The sequence below is a fragment of the Mesorhizobium sp. M0663 genome, assembly GCF_040320585.1.
Lineage (GTDB): Bacteria > Pseudomonadota > Alphaproteobacteria > Rhizobiales > Rhizobiaceae > Mesorhizobium.
Window position 1 is genome coordinate 572443 of sequence record NZ_JAMYPX010000002.1, and the last position, 13701, is coordinate 586143.

The window sequence follows — 13701 nt, forward strand, 5'->3', positions numbered from 1 at the left end:
TTGCCCGCGAGGGCGGAAAGGACTGCCCATGGACATGACGTTCAGGGGCGCCGCCAGGCGCCTCGATGATATAGACTTGCCGAAACTCGGTGCCCGGATCGGCGTCGGCGAGGACGAGATGCACGCGTTCCTCGATGTTGAAACCAGCGGGCGCGGCTTCGACGCCGTTGGCCGGCCGGTCATCCTGTTCGAACCGCACGTCTTCTACCGCAACCTGTCGGGTGCCAAGCGGGCAAAGGCGGTAGCCGCCGGCCTCGCCTATCCGAAGTGGGGCGCAAAGCCCTATCCCAGGGACAGCTACCCACGGCTCAGGGCAGCTTGTGCGATCGACGAAACCGCGGCGCTCAAATCCGCTTCGTGGGGGCTGGGTCAGGTCCTCGGCGAGAATTTCAAGGCCGCGGGCTTCCTTACCGTGCAGGCGATGGCCGAGGCAATGATGGCGGACGAGGCGCTGCAGCTCGGTGCGGCGATCGATTTCATCGTCGCGAACCGGCTCGACGGCAATCTGCGCAATCATGACTGGGCTGCTTTTGCCAAGGGCTACAACGGCGCCGGCTACCGCAAGAACGCCTACGATACCAGGCTTGCCGAGGCCTATCGCAAATGGTCGCGCATCAAGGACACGCCCTGGCCGTCTGCCGGTCCGGTGTCATCGGCGGTCGTCCCCGCAGTCCCGCCAGAGCCCGCTAAGCCAATTGCCGTTCCGCAAGCGACCGCTGCGCCCGCGTCCTCTGCACCTCCCGTGCCTGCCGCCAGGCCCGGCCTCTGGGCAGCGCTGATCGCAGCCATCCTGAAACTATCAACCATCCTGAAACTGTTTGGAAGGAAATGACATGTGGACCCGGATCAAGAGCTTCTTCCGCGGCAGCGAAACAATATTCTGGGCGCGGCTTCAGGCGGCCATCGGCGTTATCGCGACCGTCGTTACCTATGTCGACCCGCAGGTTCTTTCGCCGATTATCCCAGGGGAATGGTTCCCCTGGTTTCTTGTGATCAACGGCGTTTTGACCGAGTTCCTGCGCCGCCGCCGCGCGGAGGATTTGTGATGGCCGCACTCCTCGCCATTCTCAGCGCCATCCTCGGCAACAAGGTCGTCATGACGGTATTGGCCGCTGCGGCCGGCGGCATCGGCCTTTATGTTGCCGGCGGCATCAACCGGGCGAAGAAGGAGGCGGTCAAACAGGCCGAGGCAAAAGTCGCGGCCGCCGAAGACCGCCTGGAAATGAGCCGCGAGGCCGCCGCCGAAGAGCGCAAGGCCGCCGGCATGACCGATGCGGCAGCCAGAGCGGAGGCTGGGAAATGGGCAAGGCGCTGATCCTCTGCCTGGTGCTCGCCGGCTGCACGACAACCGCGCCGGCCGGTAATCCGCGCCAGGTCTGGTGCGACCATAACCAGCCGCGCCGGCCATCGGCGGCCGTGGTCGCCGCCATGACCCGGCCCGAGCTCGACGAGATGAATGCCTTCAACGGGCAGGGCGCCAGATGGTGCGGGTGGACGCCATGATGCACGAGTTGCTCGACGTCCTGGGCATCAAGGCGCCGGTGTTGGTCGCCGGCCTGTCCGGCGGCATTTTGCGGGCCTTGTCGCGCCATCGCTACAAGGTCCGCGAAATGGTGGCCTCGCCGATCTGCGGCGCGCTGGCGGCGGCCTATCTGACGCTGCCGGTCGTGCATTATTTCCGCGCCGCCGGCCTGCCCATTCCTTCTCCGGACGACGACACCACGACGCTGGCCGCGGCGTTCCTAATCGGCGTCTCGGCCATGTGGATTTCGGACATCGTCTTCGAAATGATCGTGCGCCGGTTCGGGCCGGTGAAGGAGGAGTAAGCCGCCCAAGCCCGACGAAATAGTGACGTTCAGTTGGAGCCCGCCACACCGAAAGGTGCGGCGGGCTTTTTGCATTTTCCCTCGCATTCTGTACGATCTTTCTTTCGCGACAGGGCGGCTCGATCCGGCGCTGCCCGACCAAGATGCGCGTTAGGCATGGGAGATGGTGTCATGCTTGCCAAGGTCCTGACACAAGCGGCAGTCCTGACAGCCGGGGCGCTTCTGTTTGCCGCGACGGCCCACGCCCGGCCGGACAGCCGCGCGATGACGTGCGAACAGACACAGCTTCTGATCCAGAGGCATCGCTCGGTGGTGCTGACCACCGGCCAGAACACCTACGATCGATACGTCCGCCAATTCGGCAATGAATGCGACTGGCCGCAGGTGCCGCGCGCCGCTTATATCAAGACGCGTGACGGTCAATGTCCGGTCTATCGCTGCCAGGATCCGGTCTTCGACCTCCCGGACTGAAAGCAAGGGTTTTTCATCCGACCGCCGATGCAGAATGCGGAAGGCGGTGGCTCATTACTCGTCGAAAGCACCACCTTCCCGTTGGAGATCGCGCGAAATGACGCGTTCATCGGTGTCGTCCGGCAAGGCCTCGTCGCTTTCCTGGTAAGCGTTATCGTCGTCCTCCTCCGGCAGTTCGCCGCTTTTCTCGACGTCATAGCGAATATCGCCGTTTTGCGGCACGCCGTCAGGGAGGATTCTCCCGCTCCGGATGGCGTCCCAGTCCTGCTGCTGGATCGTCGGGCTCTCCGTCTCGTCGTCGGTTCGTTCTTTCCTGCGCGGTTTCATCGCGGTTCTCCATAATGTCAGGGGCCCTGAATTGGCTCAGTGGTTGAACTCATAAGTCTGGCGGCCGGTTCCGGGCCGCTGCGGTCCGGGCGCATTGCCGCACGACGGAACCAATCGCGCCTGCCCGCCTTCACATTCAGAAGATACTGGCGCGAAAGGAGCTCGATATGAGACCGCTCATTTTCTTGCCGTATATGCTAGGTGCGCTGCTGCTGGCGGTGCCGGCGGCCGCGCAGCCGGGCGAACAGGCGCAATCCGACCGCTGCAAAGTCGAGCTGCCGGACCAGAACAGCGAGCAGCAGAAGCCGGCCGGCAACAATTTGTCCGATACGCTCGAGCCATGCGGTGGGGTCCTGAAGCCCCCGCCAACGGGCGATCAGGGCATGGCGGCGCCACCGCCGGACGAGGGCAGGACCCCGGTGATCAAGCCCGGCGAGGTGCCGCCACAGCCGCCAAAGCAGTAGCAGCGACGAGCGGCAACTTCGCGCCGCTTGCGCCGGCAGGTTTGTTGCACTCGCTTAGGAACATTAGCTTGTCCTAAATGTTATTTCAGACGCAGTAGATATCACCCCCCTCCGGTATCGCTGCTGATCGGGAAACCGATCGGCCCGCGTTTTGCGACGCGGGCCACCGCAGTTCATTCGCAGTCCATTCGCCGCATCGCGCGGGCACTTCACCGCTGTTCGATTAGCCGCCACTTACGGAACAACAAGGTGGCGTGGGCGTTTGCCTAGAGGGTTCGCCGCTTCGACCGGAATGCCGCGTCGCAATTGTAAGGGCGAGGCCCGTAACAACAGGAGTAGACGATGAAAATCCACCTTGTTCCTGCTGCGGCGGGATTGGCGTTGCTTGCCGGCGTCGGCGTGGCCACCGCGGACCAGGTGATTGTCACGCCCGAACAGCAGACGGTCATCCGCGAATACGTCCACAAGCACCCGCTTGCGTCGATCAGTCTTCTGGGGGTGGAGCTCAATATCGGTTCCACGTTGCCCGATACGGTCGAGCTGCAACCGATCGATGTTCCAGACGTGCGGTACAGATACGTCGTCGTCGGCAATCGCACCGTGCTCGTCGACCCAGGCACCCGCAAGATCGTGCAGGTCATCGAGTGATCGGCGTTGCCAAACCGCGAACCGGGTTTGGAAAGGTCACGGTCTAATAACCAAATCAGAGCTCCATCCCGAGCGATCGGGATGGAGCCGCTGTCGTCTCGAAACAAGGAAAGGAGCCATTCCCATGCTGCCGCATGTCGAGCCGGTCAACGTGGCCGCCGCCGTCGACAAACTGCTTGCTGAACGAGGCGATGGCCTGCTGTCGATGAAGGCGGCGATCGCACTGTTGCGCAAACGCACCGGAACGGAGCGCTCGGACGCCGACCTTGAAGGGCTGATCATCAAGAAGGCGGCGCTCCTCGGCGTCGCTGTCCTGTGTGACAGAGAGGCTCAATGACGGTGTTGCCTGCGCCTCAAGACGCGGGTCGAAATTTCAGCTAGAACAGCGTTGCTTACGCATGAACCGAGCCGACGGAGGCAACAGTGACGGACAGGCAGGAACGGATTCGCCAGCGAGCACACGCGATCTGGGAACAGGCAGGCAGGCCCGACGGGGCCCATCAGCAGCATTGGGATCAGGCTACCACAGAAATCGACACGGAAATCGCCGCGAAAGAGAAGACCGCCAGCCGGCCGAAGCCGACACCACGTCAGCCTAAGACGGCGCCCGCCACCAAGGACGGAAGCAAACCCAAGGCGCGACCACGCAAAGCGTGAACTCAAGCGGATTTAGGCAGACTTGGATTGAACGCGTCCAAACGGCAGAATTCAGATCCATCATAGGCTACGTTCATGGTATAGGCCCGGCCGCCTTGGGCGATTATGTACTTTACAAACACGGCGATGCCTGATACCTTGAATCCACAGTAGGAATCCGGGTTATGAGCGTCCTTTCCGAGCCACATTTCCACAACGAAGAAGCTGCTTTTGAGCGGCTGGAAGCGATTGTTTGGCCCGAAGGTCCGATTTGCCCGAAGTGCGGCAACTGCGAACAGGCGCGCATTACCCGAGTCTCTGGCCCAACCGCTCGCACCGGCCTTCGCCGCTGCTTGGAGTGCAAGAAGCAATTCACCGTGAAGGTCGGAACGGTGTTCGAATCAAGCCATGTGCCGCTGCACAAGTGGTGGCAAGCGGCGCACCTTCTTGCGTCCAGCAAGAAGGGTATCAGCGCTCACCAACTGCATCGGACTTTGCAGGTCCAGTACAAGACCGCGTGGTTCATGTTCCATCGCTTGCGTGAGGCTATGCGTGACGGGGTGCTGTCCCCAATGGGCGGCGATGGCAAACAGGTCGAAGTTGACGAAACCTACATCGGCCGCCTGAAAGGCGCTCCGGTGAAGCGTGGCGGCGGCGCTCACAAGAATTCTGTCGTTACGCTGGTCGAACGTGGCGGTCGCGCTCGTTCCTTCCATGTCGATACCGCTCGCATGGGCAATGTCATGCCGATCGTTCGCGCCAACATCGCGCGGGAAAGCGCGCTCATGACTGACGAGTCCGGCATCTATCGCCGCGCCGGTCAGGATTTCGCCTCTCACGATTTTGTCACGCACTCCAAAGACGAGTATGTTCGCGGTGACGTGCATACGAATACCGTGGAAGGCTACTATTCGATCTTCAAGCGTGGCATGAAGGGCATCTATCAGCATTGCGGTGAGCAGCACTTGCACCGCTATCTTGCTGAATTCGACTTTCGCTACAGCAACCGCATCGCGCTTGGCGTCGATGACAACAACCGGACGGTAAGGGCTATGGCTGGCATCGTTGGAAAACGACTGAAGTACCGGGACTCATCGGGCGTCGGGGCGGAATAGGCGAGAAAATGGACCGTGTCGTCATAACGGTGCACCCCACCGTCTCCGACGAAAAGTTGCTGAGCGTCACCGACGCCATGCAGCAGGTTCTCGACCACATGAAGCTATTTGAGGCCGCTCAGCAGTCGATGGGCGACCCGCACTCGCGTTTTGAGTGGAGGCTGGAGAAAGCCAGCACCAATAGCCCGTTTACTGTCGTTGCCGTTGCGCAAGCGTCCAATCCTTCGGTCAATGTGTCGGCCATGGCTAAGCGCGTCAAAGCCGAAGTCTCGCAAGGTCTTCGGAGCCTCATGACGCGCGGCACTCCTCCGGAATGGATGACGCACGATACCTTCGCTGTTGCCAAAGGCATCTTCGCCAGAAATCTAAACGGCATCGGTGAGACTTATATTGATTTTGAAGACGGTGACGTGATCTCGATCACGCCCGATCAGGCGAAAGCCGGTATCAACACGCTTGATGCTTTCAACGTGATGGATTTCGAGCAAGATCTAGTGCCGCGACAGTCGTTCGGCGAGATTGAAGGCGTGATGCTTGCGGCTGGTCGCTATCGCAATAGAGAGGCTATCCAGATCAAAAACGAAATGTATGGCTTCATCTGGTGCACTCTTTCCAGAGACCTAATCGAAAGGTTCGGTGACGAGCATTCCATGAGCGATATTTGGAAGGGAAAAACCCTTGGGGTACATGGGCGGCTCAACTACATCGCCGGCGGAAAATTGCAGACCATAGACGCGGTCGAAGTGCGGGAAATTGAGTTTGCCCCTCTTGTGAATTTGGAAGCGATACTTGATCCTGATTTTACGGCGGGGATGGACCCTCACGAATATTTAGAGCAATTGCACGAAGGGCGGCTTGGCTAAAAGAGTGTATTGGGATTCCTGTACGTTTCTCGGCCTCATAAACCAGGAGCCGGGCAAGCTGAATAATTGTGCCGCAGTGTGGAAGGAAGCCGAAGCCGGCGACGTACTGATCTACACGTCATTCTTCACCTTTGCGGAGGTCTTCAAGGCGAAGTGCGAGGACGCCGGCAAGCCGCTTTCTGAGGATGGCGATAAGCAAATCGAATTGTTGCTGCGGCAAAAATGGATTCGCGCGGTCGTCGTTGACGAAAAGATTGGTGTCGCCTGTCGAAGGCTTATGAGACATCACACCGAATGCAAGAAGCCCTCCGATGGCATCCATTTGGCAACGGAGCTGGCCTTGAACGTCGATGAGATGCACACGTTCGATGGCGCCGATTTGCTCAAGCTGGACGGTAAGGTGAACCGCGCTGATGGCAAGCCGCTGAAAATCTGCCCTCCAAAACCAACGCCTAAGCCACCTAAGCCGCAGCACGATATATTTGAGGGCGCCCAATGACCGCGAAGCACAAGTCCGCAAAGCGGGATGACGCAACACAGTCGCGCGCGTTCATAGAGAAGGCGCGCGAGATTGAAGCGGACGAAGGGAAATCCGATGCCGATGCCCTAATGGGCAAGCTGGCGCGTACCCCGGCTGACCACAAGCAAAAGCCGAAGGGCAAGAAGGCACGATGAGCGTCGTCAGCGGTGTGGTGCTTTGTACATCTATTGCTGAAGATTGTTCGAGCCCGAACGGTCAGCCCGTTCTTTTCGAGCGCATACAGGAGTGGCTAGCGGAGCGCGCCGGCCCCTTCCAACAACTTAACAGCGTCGAGGCTAGCTTTGGCGGCAGCAAGCATCCGCAAATGTTTGTAGCTGGCGGCGGCTTCAACCATTTCTCCGAAGACGACTTTGCGGCCTACGTGATGTCGCTGCCTTGGCAAAACCCAGAAAACGTTGTGTTGGTGATCGACCCCGAAGAGGGGGCTACCCGCGTCTTCAGACCTCCCTGTTTGTAAAGTACATAATCGCCCCGCCTTGTCCGGATCGGTCCGGTCACGGCGGAACTGCCCTGCCCAAGGCAATGGCAACAGCCATTCCTCGTGCCTGCCAGTGCAGAGCTCATATTCAGGCGCGAGATTCGTCGGCGCCAAGCCCGCCATCCCAATGGCGGGCTACTTACCGCCTTGCACGTGGCGGCAGCATGGCGCGGGGCTCACAAGAGCACGCGCTCAGTGTGTCTGACGGCCAGGATCCGGCGAAGCGGAAGCTCCGTCTTCCAGGGAATCCCAGCCCACGGCGGGGCTGCTTTGCATCAGCTGAGGGCACGCAAACTCCGCCAGATCGGTTTCCGCGAAGCCATCGAACTCGATAGCCGCCCCGTAGAGCTGGGCTGCTTGCATGACGAGCCATTCGATGTCTTCGCGCGCAACATTCTCGGCGAGGTTCTGCAGTCGCGCGGCTTCGGCGACAGCAGTCAGATTGATGGAAATCCCGGACCGCAATGTAGCCCGAACTCGGGAACTGACGTCTTCGTGCAGGCGAACCGAAAATCCGTAGCGCATGGAAAACCTTCCCTTCAGGAGCGGTTTGTCCCTTGTGTTCTACGATGCGCCCAGGATTCGCGATTGGCAAGCGAAATTCCTTAAAAACTCGTTTTATGTCAAATAGTTATCGTATTTTGTTGATTGTCCATTTGATGCTTGATCCGCTTCATCGGACTTCTGCATGACTCGCTGATCTGAAGGCCTTGACGCATTCTGTTCACGTACCTAACTCTACAGAAAATTAGGAACATACTAACTCAGCTGCATTTAGGCTGGTATGACTGGAGGCCGAGATGTCCGAACTGGAACGCCCGGAACGATTGCAGATCATGCTGACCGTCGATGAACTGGCGGCGTTGGAGAACTGGCGCTTCGACAAGCGCATGCCGAGCCGGTCGGCCGCGATACGGGAACTTTTGAGGCGAGGCCTCACAGCCGATGGTTTCCTGACGGCGGCGCACGGGACCAAGTCGCGCGACTTCGGCATCCTGCCGCATTCTGCAGATGGCGATGGGGCAGTCGACGGGGTGCCCCAGAAGGAATAGCGCCGTTTCCGTCGCGGATCGCCCGCTCTCCGACCGTGCTTCGCGTCTCTCTGGCTTCGCGATGAGCTGTGAACGTCTGGTCTGCTGATCGCTGCGAAGTAGAAGAGATCCAAAGCTCTGTCTTGCCAGACGCTCCGCAATCAGGGAGTGCTTGATCGGCATGGTGTGGGCTCGGGAATTTTGCCGATGACGCTGGAATTGACGGGCGGCGACCAGTCGATGCTGCATGGCGAGCAAGGCTCGGCAGCGGCTGCCGCCATGAAGATCCTGGTTGCCTTTTCGAAGGCGGTCGGCGCGCGCAAGTTGCTGGACATTGCCGGTGCCCATATCGACGGCTGCCTCTATCACGGCCAGGCCAGCCTCGATTTCGTCGAAAGGCTGATCGAGGGCGGCGGCCGCGTTCGGGTGCCGACGACGCTGAATGTCGGTTCGTTCGACCTCATCCATCCCGGATTGGTGAAGATGCCGGTGTCGCAAGAAACGCCAGCGCGACGCCTGATGAAGGCGCATCTGGAACTCGGCTGCCAGGCGACCTTCACCTGCGCACCCTATCAGACCCGGTTCCGGCCAAGGTTCGACGAGCAGGTCGCCTGGGGTGAATCCAACGCCATCGTCTTTGCCAATTCGGTGATCGGCGCGCGGACCAACCGCTATGGCGATTTTATCGATTTGTGCTGCGCAATGACCGGGCGCGCGCCAGCATGGGGGCTGCACCTGAGTGAAAATCGACGAGGCCAGGTCCTGTTCGAGCTGACTGACGCTGCTTTCGAGCCAAGCGACGCTCTGTTTGTCGGCGTCGGGCTGATCATCGGGCAAAGGGCTCGCGACCGCATCCCTGTCATATCGGGCCTGCCGCAGCCGCGCGACGAGGACCAATTGAAGGCGCTGGGGGCGGCGGCGGCAACGACGGGTGCCGTGGCGCTGTTTCATGCCGTCGGCATCACGCCGGAGGCGAAGACGCCGGATGAGGCGTTGCACGGCCTGGCGCCGGAGGAAAAAATCCGAATCTCTCGCGCTGACATCCACCATGCGCTGGCCAGGCTGTCGAGCGTCCCCGACGGCGTGCAGCTTGCAGCCGTGTCGTTAGGCACGCCGCATTTCTCCTATGACGAGTGGATGCGCCTGTTGCCGCTGCTGCGCGAAGTCGGTCCAGGCAAGGGTGTCCCAATCTATGTCAACACAGGGCGCGCGACGCTGACGCGGCTGCAGGACGAAGGCGCACTGGCCGGCATGGAAGCCTTCGGCCTCGTTCCGGTCACCGACACCTGCACCTATGTCACGTCGATCCTCGAGCGTCTCGATGGCGTGGTGATGACCAATTCGGGCAAATGGGCGCATTACGCACCTGGCAATATCGGTGTCTCGGTGGCCTTCGGTGACATGGAAGACTGCGTCCGCTCGGCTGCGGCCGGCCGCGTCGTGCGAGGCGCGCCATGAAGACGCCGGCCAGAACCGGTACATTCCACCTTTCCGGCTCGGCACAAGGCCCAGCGCTGGTGCTTTCGCAGGCGCTCAGCTTCTGGGGCGGGATCGACGTCGAAACAGGCGACATCATCGACCATTCGCATCCGGACCTGGGCGGCAATATCGCCGGCAAGATCCTGGTGATGCCGAGCGGGCGAGGGTCGTCGTCCTCGTCTTCGGTTCTGGCCGAAGCGATCCGCAGAGGCACGGCGCCGGCCGGCATTATCCTGGAGCGGCCGGACCCGATCCTTGCCGTCGGCGCCATCGTTGCCGAATTCCTCTACGAAATCAGCATGCCGCTGGTTGTCTGCGACATGTCAGGCATTGTCTCCGGCGACCGGATCGCAATCGGTCTGGGCGAAGATGCGCAAGCGATGGTGAGCAAGCTCTAGCCGGCCATCAGTCCCGCCGCGCCCCGCCGCCAGTAGGCTGCCGCCAGTGTTTCGTTGCGGCCGAGCGCCAGCGTGCCGCGCCAGTGTTCGCGCACCGTCGTGGCGGCTGCCGCTTCGGCCGCGAACCAGCCGAATGCCGAACCGGTCGGCCATGCGAGCAACCTTACCCACAGGAGCGAAATGGCATGGTCGGCAGTGATAGCGGGCGCGGGCACATGCGCTGGTTTCGATCGGGCAGCATGACGGTTATGCTGCCGATGGCGTGTCTGTCCTTGCGCCGTCTTGCGGGTTCAAGGCACTGGCCGCCGAGACGGTCGTCGCCGGCGGCGGAGACGAAGGCGCTGTTCGTATTGGGCGGCGCATCTATGATCGGCTTCGGCCCTTCTTTCAGATCTCCGGGATGCTTTCCCTGAAGATCACTTGCAGCCGTGGCTGGTGCAGTTCGTAAGGCAAGCCCCTGACCGCATGGGTCAAGGTGTTGAGCGCTTCGCGGGCTTCGACGCGCGGGTTCTGGTCGATGACCGCGTCGAGCGTGCCGTCGAGCAAGAGCTCCTTGGTGCCCTCCGTTACCTCATGGCCGAGAAAGACCGTTGACAGTGCACGCCCGCGTTCCCTTAGCGCGCGGGCGATGCCGGTGTTGCCGGCGCCGACATTGTAGATGGCGGCTAGGTCCGGGTGCCGGTCCAGCAGGGCGGAGGCCTCCGAATAGGCCTTCTCCCGGTCGTCGAGCATCTCGCGCATCTCGACGATCTGCAGATTGGGCGATTCTTCCGCCAGTATGTGGCGGAAGCCCATCTCGCGCTCCTCGTGGCCGCGGTAGGAGAGCGAACCGGCGAACAGCGCGACCTTGCCCGGACGCCCGGCACCCATGAAGCGGTTGAGAAGGTAGCCGGCGAGCCGGCCGGCGGCGCGGTTGTCGATGCCGATATAGGCAACCCGCGGCACATGCAGGATGTCGGAAGCGATGGTGACGACCCTGACGCCGCTGGCCGAAAGCGAGCGGATCGCCTCGCGGACCGTCGGATGGTCGAGCGCGATCACACCGACGCCTTGCGTCTGCCCGTGCAGTTCCTGCAGCAGACGCGCAAGCCGGTCCGGATTGAAGCCTTCGATGGTAGCGACGCGGACGTCGAGGTCCGGCCGCGCCTGCGCCTGCGCCTCGATCTGGCGGTGCAGCATCTTGATGAAGGAATTGGTGCCGGCGGGCAGGGCGAAATCCAGCCGTATGACCTCGCCAGTAACCGCGTTGCGCTGGTTCGGATTGTTCGAATTTTCAGCGATATAGCCAAGCCGCTGTGCCGTTTCGAGCACGACCTCGCGGGTGCGCGCCCGAACCCCGGCGCGGTTGTTGAGCACACGGTCGACCGTGGCGGCCGAAACGCCGGCCTCCCGGGCTATGTCTGTCAGGGTGGACCGCACTGTCGATCACCTCATTCCAAAACGCGCCAGGGGCGCATCGAGATCACGCATTTCATGGGTCCACCGTCGGAGAGCGGCTTCATCGCCGTCCGCGATTCTGATGGGAAATGATGTAACCGGCCTTGGCCGATGCGCAAGCCGCCGCGCTACACCAAAATGCCCAAGCAGACCAAAGCGGGGAGGTGGGCAGCCGGGCTCCCTCAAATTCAAGCACCGGCTTCAGTATGAGAGCCTTTACAAACGCCATTCTTCCCCTCCCATGAGATGTTATGAGGTGTATTGATTATTTATGATGTTGACAGCCTTCGTATAGTGCCGTCAATATCCATCATAAGGGCCGTGGAGGAACAAGGCCCTGAGGGAGGAGTTCCAATGTCGAATTTGATCCGCGTGTCGCGGCGCCGTTTGCTGGCGTCCGGTGGAAAGGCGGCAGTCCTTGTTGCCGCCGCAGGTATTGCACCGAAATTCATTCGCCCAAGCCGTGCCTATGCGGCCGATGCCCTGGCGCCCGGCATGATCGGTGGCCCGACGGGCTTCGACGGCTCGGAGCGCTACCAGTATGGCGCCGACACGCCCGAGGGCCGCGCCATCGAGGCGGCCAAGGCGATGAAGGGCGCCGGCAAGGCGCCGGCCAAGATCGTACTTGGCCTGTCCGACGGCTCGATCGGCCAGTTGACCCAGCCGTTTCCGGCCGGCGCGCCGTCGATCAAGGATCTCTGGGAGAAGGAAACCGGCATTCCGTTGGAAATCGTCGGTGTGCCAAACGGCCAGGAATTCACCAAGACGATGCAGGACATCTCCACCAAGGGTGGGGCATATGACATCTACGCGGTCGAATGGAACCGCCTTGGCGACCTCGCCGAAACCGGCGGCATCCTCAAGCTCGACGACTTCGTCGCGCAATACAAGCCGGAATGGGACGATCCCGAGCGCGGCTATGTCGACGGCGCCAAGGGCGTCTCGCTGCTCAACCAGTATCGCGGCTCGACCTACGGCGTGTCGCTGGATGGCGACTTCCAGACATGGGTCTACCGTACCGATCTGTTCGGCGACGCAAACGAGAAGAAGGCCTTCTCCGACAAATACGGCTATGAACTGGCGGCGCCGAAGACCTGGAAGCAGCATGACGAGATCGCGGCCTTCTTCCAGCGCCCGGACAAGGGCCTGTTCGGCTCGACCGATCTGCGCAACCAGGGCTGGGGCTACACCAACTGGTATCAGCGTTATGTCTCAATGGCTTCGCCCAATCAGTTCTTGTTCGACGATACCGGCAAGCCGCTGATCAATTCTGAGCAAGGTATCGCGGCGACCAGCGAGTACATCGCTTCGCTTTCGCACCATTCGCCGGACGCGATCTCCTGGGGCTGGCCGGAGCAGTACGGCAATTTCGCCAAGGGCGGTGCGGCCATGACCTGCGCCTTCTCCAATCTGCCGAAATTCCTCGACAATGCCGGCAACAAGGATTCAGCTGTCACCGGCAAGATCGGCTCGATGCTGCCGCCCGGCCGCGAAATCGACGGCAAGCTGGTCAGCCGGTCGGTGCTGTGGCTCAATCTGTCGGCGTCGGTGTCCTCGCAAGCCAAGAATCCGGAGGCCTGCTACCTGTTCCTGCAGTGGCTGGGCTCAAGCCGCATCTACGCCTGGATGACTGCCAATCCGGGCGGCTACTTCGATCCGTTCCGGCTATCGGATTTCTCGGATCCGCTGGTTCGCCAGACCTATCACGCCTACCACATGGACGTGGTGCGAGAGACGGTCGCCCGCACCGTGCCCACCATCAACTATCCCGGCGCCACCGCCTTCCACAACGCGCTGGACGAGAACCTCGTCGCCGCGCTGACCAAGGCCAAGACAGCCGAGCAGGCGATGGCCGACACCGAGGCCGAGTGGAAGAAGATTGCCCGCCGCACCGGCGAGGAGAAGCTTCTCGAAGCCATCAAGACCAACAAGGAGGCCTGGCCGACCGTCCTCGATCCGATCGCCTGATCGTCGCAGGATCTTACCA

At 61.3% G+C, this 13701-nt stretch carries 23 protein-coding genes; 19 read left to right on the forward strand and 4 right to left on the reverse strand.

What is annotated here, in order from left to right; translation table 11 throughout:
• Positions 1-28: 28 nt before the first annotated feature.
• The 6 genes from NKI54_RS06210 to NKI54_RS06235 all read left to right on the forward strand — a co-directional run bounded on the left by NKI54_RS06210 (position 29) and on the right by NKI54_RS06235 (position 2297).
• Positions 29-832, forward strand: a complete 804-nt coding sequence (locus NKI54_RS06210) for an N-acetylmuramidase family protein (RefSeq protein WP_352690955.1) — start codon at positions 29-31, stop codon at positions 830-832.
• Position 833: 1 nt separating this feature from the next.
• Positions 834-1046, forward strand: coding sequence for a hypothetical protein (locus NKI54_RS06215; RefSeq protein WP_023675759.1), 213 nt, complete (start codon positions 834-836; stop codon positions 1044-1046).
• Positions 1046-1315 carry a hypothetical protein gene (locus NKI54_RS06220; RefSeq protein ID WP_023675760.1) on the forward strand — a complete coding sequence of 90 codons (270 nt, stop codon included), beginning with the start codon at positions 1046-1048 and terminating at the stop codon, positions 1313-1315. Before NKI54_RS06215 ends, NKI54_RS06220 begins: the two co-directional genes overlap by 1 nt.
• The gene (locus NKI54_RS06225; RefSeq protein ID WP_023675761.1) at positions 1300-1503 is read left to right on the forward strand and encodes a hypothetical protein; all 204 of its coding nucleotides are present in this window, start codon (positions 1300-1302) and stop codon (positions 1501-1503) included. The genes NKI54_RS06220 and NKI54_RS06225 overlap by 16 nt, the downstream gene beginning before the upstream one ends.
• Positions 1503-1826, forward strand: coding sequence for a hypothetical protein (locus NKI54_RS06230; RefSeq protein ID WP_023675762.1), 324 nt, complete (start codon positions 1503-1505; stop codon positions 1824-1826). The genes NKI54_RS06225 and NKI54_RS06230 overlap by 1 nt, the downstream gene beginning before the upstream one ends.
• A gap of 171 nt (positions 1827-1997) precedes the next feature.
• Positions 1998-2297 (forward strand): hypothetical protein, encoded by a 300-nt coding sequence (locus NKI54_RS06235; protein WP_023675763.1) that lies wholly within the window; start codon positions 1998-2000, stop codon positions 2295-2297.
• Between the two features lie 54 nt (positions 2298-2351).
• On the opposite strand, the gene NKI54_RS06240 is transcribed toward NKI54_RS06235, so the two are convergent.
• On the reverse strand, positions 2352-2624 hold the full coding sequence (locus tag NKI54_RS06240; protein ID WP_352690957.1) for a hypothetical protein: 273 nt from the start codon (positions 2622-2624) through the stop codon (positions 2352-2354).
• A gap of 167 nt (positions 2625-2791) precedes the next feature.
• Here NKI54_RS06240 and NKI54_RS06245 point away from each other — a divergent pair, with 167 nt between their 5' ends.
• From NKI54_RS06245 to NKI54_RS06285, 9 genes are all read left to right on the forward strand, one after another.
• Positions 2792-3088, forward strand: a complete 297-nt coding sequence (locus NKI54_RS06245; protein ID WP_352571258.1) for a hypothetical protein — start codon at positions 2792-2794, stop codon at positions 3086-3088.
• Positions 3089-3430: 342 nt separating this feature from the next.
• A complete protein-coding gene (locus NKI54_RS06250) occupies positions 3431-3736 on the forward strand; it encodes a DUF1236 domain-containing protein (protein ID WP_023675766.1) in 306 nt (101 codons plus the stop codon).
• 124 nt (positions 3737-3860) lie between these two features.
• On the forward strand, positions 3861-4073 hold the full coding sequence (locus tag NKI54_RS06255) for a hypothetical protein (RefSeq protein ID WP_023675767.1): 213 nt from the start codon (positions 3861-3863) through the stop codon (positions 4071-4073).
• A gap of 86 nt (positions 4074-4159) precedes the next feature.
• Positions 4160-4393, forward strand: a complete 234-nt coding sequence (locus NKI54_RS06260; protein WP_352571257.1) for a DUF2934 domain-containing protein — start codon at positions 4160-4162, stop codon at positions 4391-4393.
• Between the two features lie 164 nt (positions 4394-4557).
• Positions 4558-5487, forward strand: a complete 930-nt coding sequence (locus NKI54_RS06265; RefSeq protein ID WP_352614486.1) for an IS1595 family transposase — start codon at positions 4558-4560, stop codon at positions 5485-5487.
• An 8-nt stretch (positions 5488-5495) separates the two neighbouring features.
• Positions 5496-6350, forward strand: coding sequence for a hypothetical protein (locus tag NKI54_RS06270; RefSeq protein ID WP_352614488.1), 855 nt, complete (start codon positions 5496-5498; stop codon positions 6348-6350).
• 4 nt (positions 6351-6354) lie between these two features.
• On the forward strand, positions 6355-6849 hold the full coding sequence (locus NKI54_RS06275; RefSeq protein WP_352690961.1) for a type II toxin-antitoxin system VapC family toxin: 495 nt from the start codon (positions 6355-6357) through the stop codon (positions 6847-6849).
• Complete coding sequence (locus NKI54_RS06280) at positions 6846-7025, forward strand: hypothetical protein (protein ID WP_352614490.1); 180 nt, start codon at positions 6846-6848, stop codon at positions 7023-7025. The genes NKI54_RS06275 and NKI54_RS06280 overlap by 4 nt, the downstream gene beginning before the upstream one ends.
• Complete coding sequence (locus tag NKI54_RS06285; RefSeq protein WP_352614491.1) at positions 7022-7348, forward strand: hypothetical protein; 327 nt, start codon at positions 7022-7024, stop codon at positions 7346-7348. Before NKI54_RS06280 ends, NKI54_RS06285 begins: the two co-directional genes overlap by 4 nt.
• Before the next feature lie 213 nt (positions 7349-7561).
• On the opposite strand, the gene NKI54_RS06290 is transcribed toward NKI54_RS06285, so the two are convergent.
• Positions 7562-7894, reverse strand: coding sequence for a hypothetical protein (locus NKI54_RS06290; protein ID WP_352690963.1), 333 nt, complete (start codon positions 7892-7894; stop codon positions 7562-7564).
• Positions 7895-8169: 275 nt separating this feature from the next.
• Between NKI54_RS06290 and NKI54_RS06295 the strand changes: the two genes are divergently transcribed.
• From NKI54_RS06295 to NKI54_RS06305, 3 genes are all read left to right on the forward strand, one after another.
• On the forward strand, positions 8170-8421 hold the full coding sequence (locus NKI54_RS06295) for a hypothetical protein (RefSeq protein ID WP_352579118.1): 252 nt from the start codon (positions 8170-8172) through the stop codon (positions 8419-8421).
• Between the two features lie 186 nt (positions 8422-8607).
• Positions 8608-9858 (forward strand): aconitase X, encoded by a 1251-nt coding sequence (locus tag NKI54_RS06300; RefSeq protein ID WP_352690965.1) that lies wholly within the window; start codon positions 8608-8610, stop codon positions 9856-9858.
• Complete coding sequence (locus NKI54_RS06305) at positions 9855-10277, forward strand: aconitase X swivel domain-containing protein (RefSeq protein WP_023675772.1); 423 nt, start codon at positions 9855-9857, stop codon at positions 10275-10277. The genes NKI54_RS06300 and NKI54_RS06305 overlap by 4 nt, the downstream gene beginning before the upstream one ends.
• Here the strand turns inward: NKI54_RS06305 and NKI54_RS06310 are convergent.
• Positions 10274-10492, reverse strand: a complete 219-nt coding sequence (locus NKI54_RS06310; RefSeq protein ID WP_352458312.1) for an SIP domain-containing protein — start codon at positions 10490-10492, stop codon at positions 10274-10276. The genes NKI54_RS06305 and NKI54_RS06310 overlap by 4 nt on opposite strands.
• A gap of 172 nt (positions 10493-10664) precedes the next feature.
• Positions 10665-11696 (reverse strand): LacI family DNA-binding transcriptional regulator, encoded by a 1032-nt coding sequence (locus NKI54_RS06315; protein ID WP_352571254.1) that lies wholly within the window; start codon positions 11694-11696, stop codon positions 10665-10667.
• A 372-nt stretch (positions 11697-12068) separates the two neighbouring features.
• Between NKI54_RS06315 and NKI54_RS06320 the strand changes: the two genes are divergently transcribed.
• The gene (locus tag NKI54_RS06320; RefSeq protein ID WP_352458310.1) at positions 12069-13682 is read left to right on the forward strand and encodes an extracellular solute-binding protein; all 1614 of its coding nucleotides are present in this window, start codon (positions 12069-12071) and stop codon (positions 13680-13682) included.
• The last annotated feature ends 19 nt before the right edge of the window (positions 13683-13701 follow it).

Coding starts and splice junctions, on each gene's coding strand:
- NKI54_RS06215 (WP_023675759.1), top strand. CDS start 834: ATGTGGACCCGGATCAAGAGCTTCTTCCGCGGCAGCGAAACAATATTC.
- NKI54_RS06210 (WP_352690955.1), top strand. CDS start 29: ATGGACATGACGTTCAGGGGCGCCGCCAGGCGCCTCGATGATATAGAC.
- NKI54_RS06280 (WP_352614490.1), top strand. CDS start 6,846: ATGACCGCGAAGCACAAGTCCGCAAAGCGGGATGACGCAACACAGTCG.
- NKI54_RS06305 (WP_023675772.1), top strand. CDS start 9,855: ATGAAGACGCCGGCCAGAACCGGTACATTCCACCTTTCCGGCTCGGCA.
- NKI54_RS06235 (WP_023675763.1), top strand. CDS start 1,998: ATGCTTGCCAAGGTCCTGACACAAGCGGCAGTCCTGACAGCCGGGGCG.
- NKI54_RS06245 (WP_352571258.1), top strand. CDS start 2,792: ATGAGACCGCTCATTTTCTTGCCGTATATGCTAGGTGCGCTGCTGCTG.
- NKI54_RS06250 (WP_023675766.1), top strand. CDS start 3,431: ATGAAAATCCACCTTGTTCCTGCTGCGGCGGGATTGGCGTTGCTTGCC.
- NKI54_RS06230 (WP_023675762.1), top strand. CDS start 1,503: ATGCACGAGTTGCTCGACGTCCTGGGCATCAAGGCGCCGGTGTTGGTC.
- NKI54_RS06300 (WP_352690965.1), top strand. CDS start 8,608: ATGACGCTGGAATTGACGGGCGGCGACCAGTCGATGCTGCATGGCGAG.
- NKI54_RS06265 (WP_352614486.1), top strand. CDS start 4,558: ATGAGCGTCCTTTCCGAGCCACATTTCCACAACGAAGAAGCTGCTTTT.
- NKI54_RS06285 (WP_352614491.1), top strand. CDS start 7,022: ATGAGCGTCGTCAGCGGTGTGGTGCTTTGTACATCTATTGCTGAAGAT.
- NKI54_RS06220 (WP_023675760.1), top strand. CDS start 1,046: ATGGCCGCACTCCTCGCCATTCTCAGCGCCATCCTCGGCAACAAGGTC.
- NKI54_RS06240 (WP_352690957.1), bottom strand. CDS start 2,624: ATGAAACCGCGCAGGAAAGAACGAACCGACGACGAGACGGAGAGCCCG.
- NKI54_RS06270 (WP_352614488.1), top strand. CDS start 5,496: ATGGACCGTGTCGTCATAACGGTGCACCCCACCGTCTCCGACGAAAAG.
- NKI54_RS06225 (WP_023675761.1), top strand. CDS start 1,300: ATGGGCAAGGCGCTGATCCTCTGCCTGGTGCTCGCCGGCTGCACGACA.
- NKI54_RS06255 (WP_023675767.1), top strand. CDS start 3,861: ATGCTGCCGCATGTCGAGCCGGTCAACGTGGCCGCCGCCGTCGACAAA.
- NKI54_RS06290 (WP_352690963.1), bottom strand. CDS start 7,894: ATGCGCTACGGATTTTCGGTTCGCCTGCACGAAGACGTCAGTTCCCGA.
- NKI54_RS06320 (WP_352458310.1), top strand. CDS start 12,069: ATGTCGAATTTGATCCGCGTGTCGCGGCGCCGTTTGCTGGCGTCCGGT.
- NKI54_RS06295 (WP_352579118.1), top strand. CDS start 8,170: ATGTCCGAACTGGAACGCCCGGAACGATTGCAGATCATGCTGACCGTC.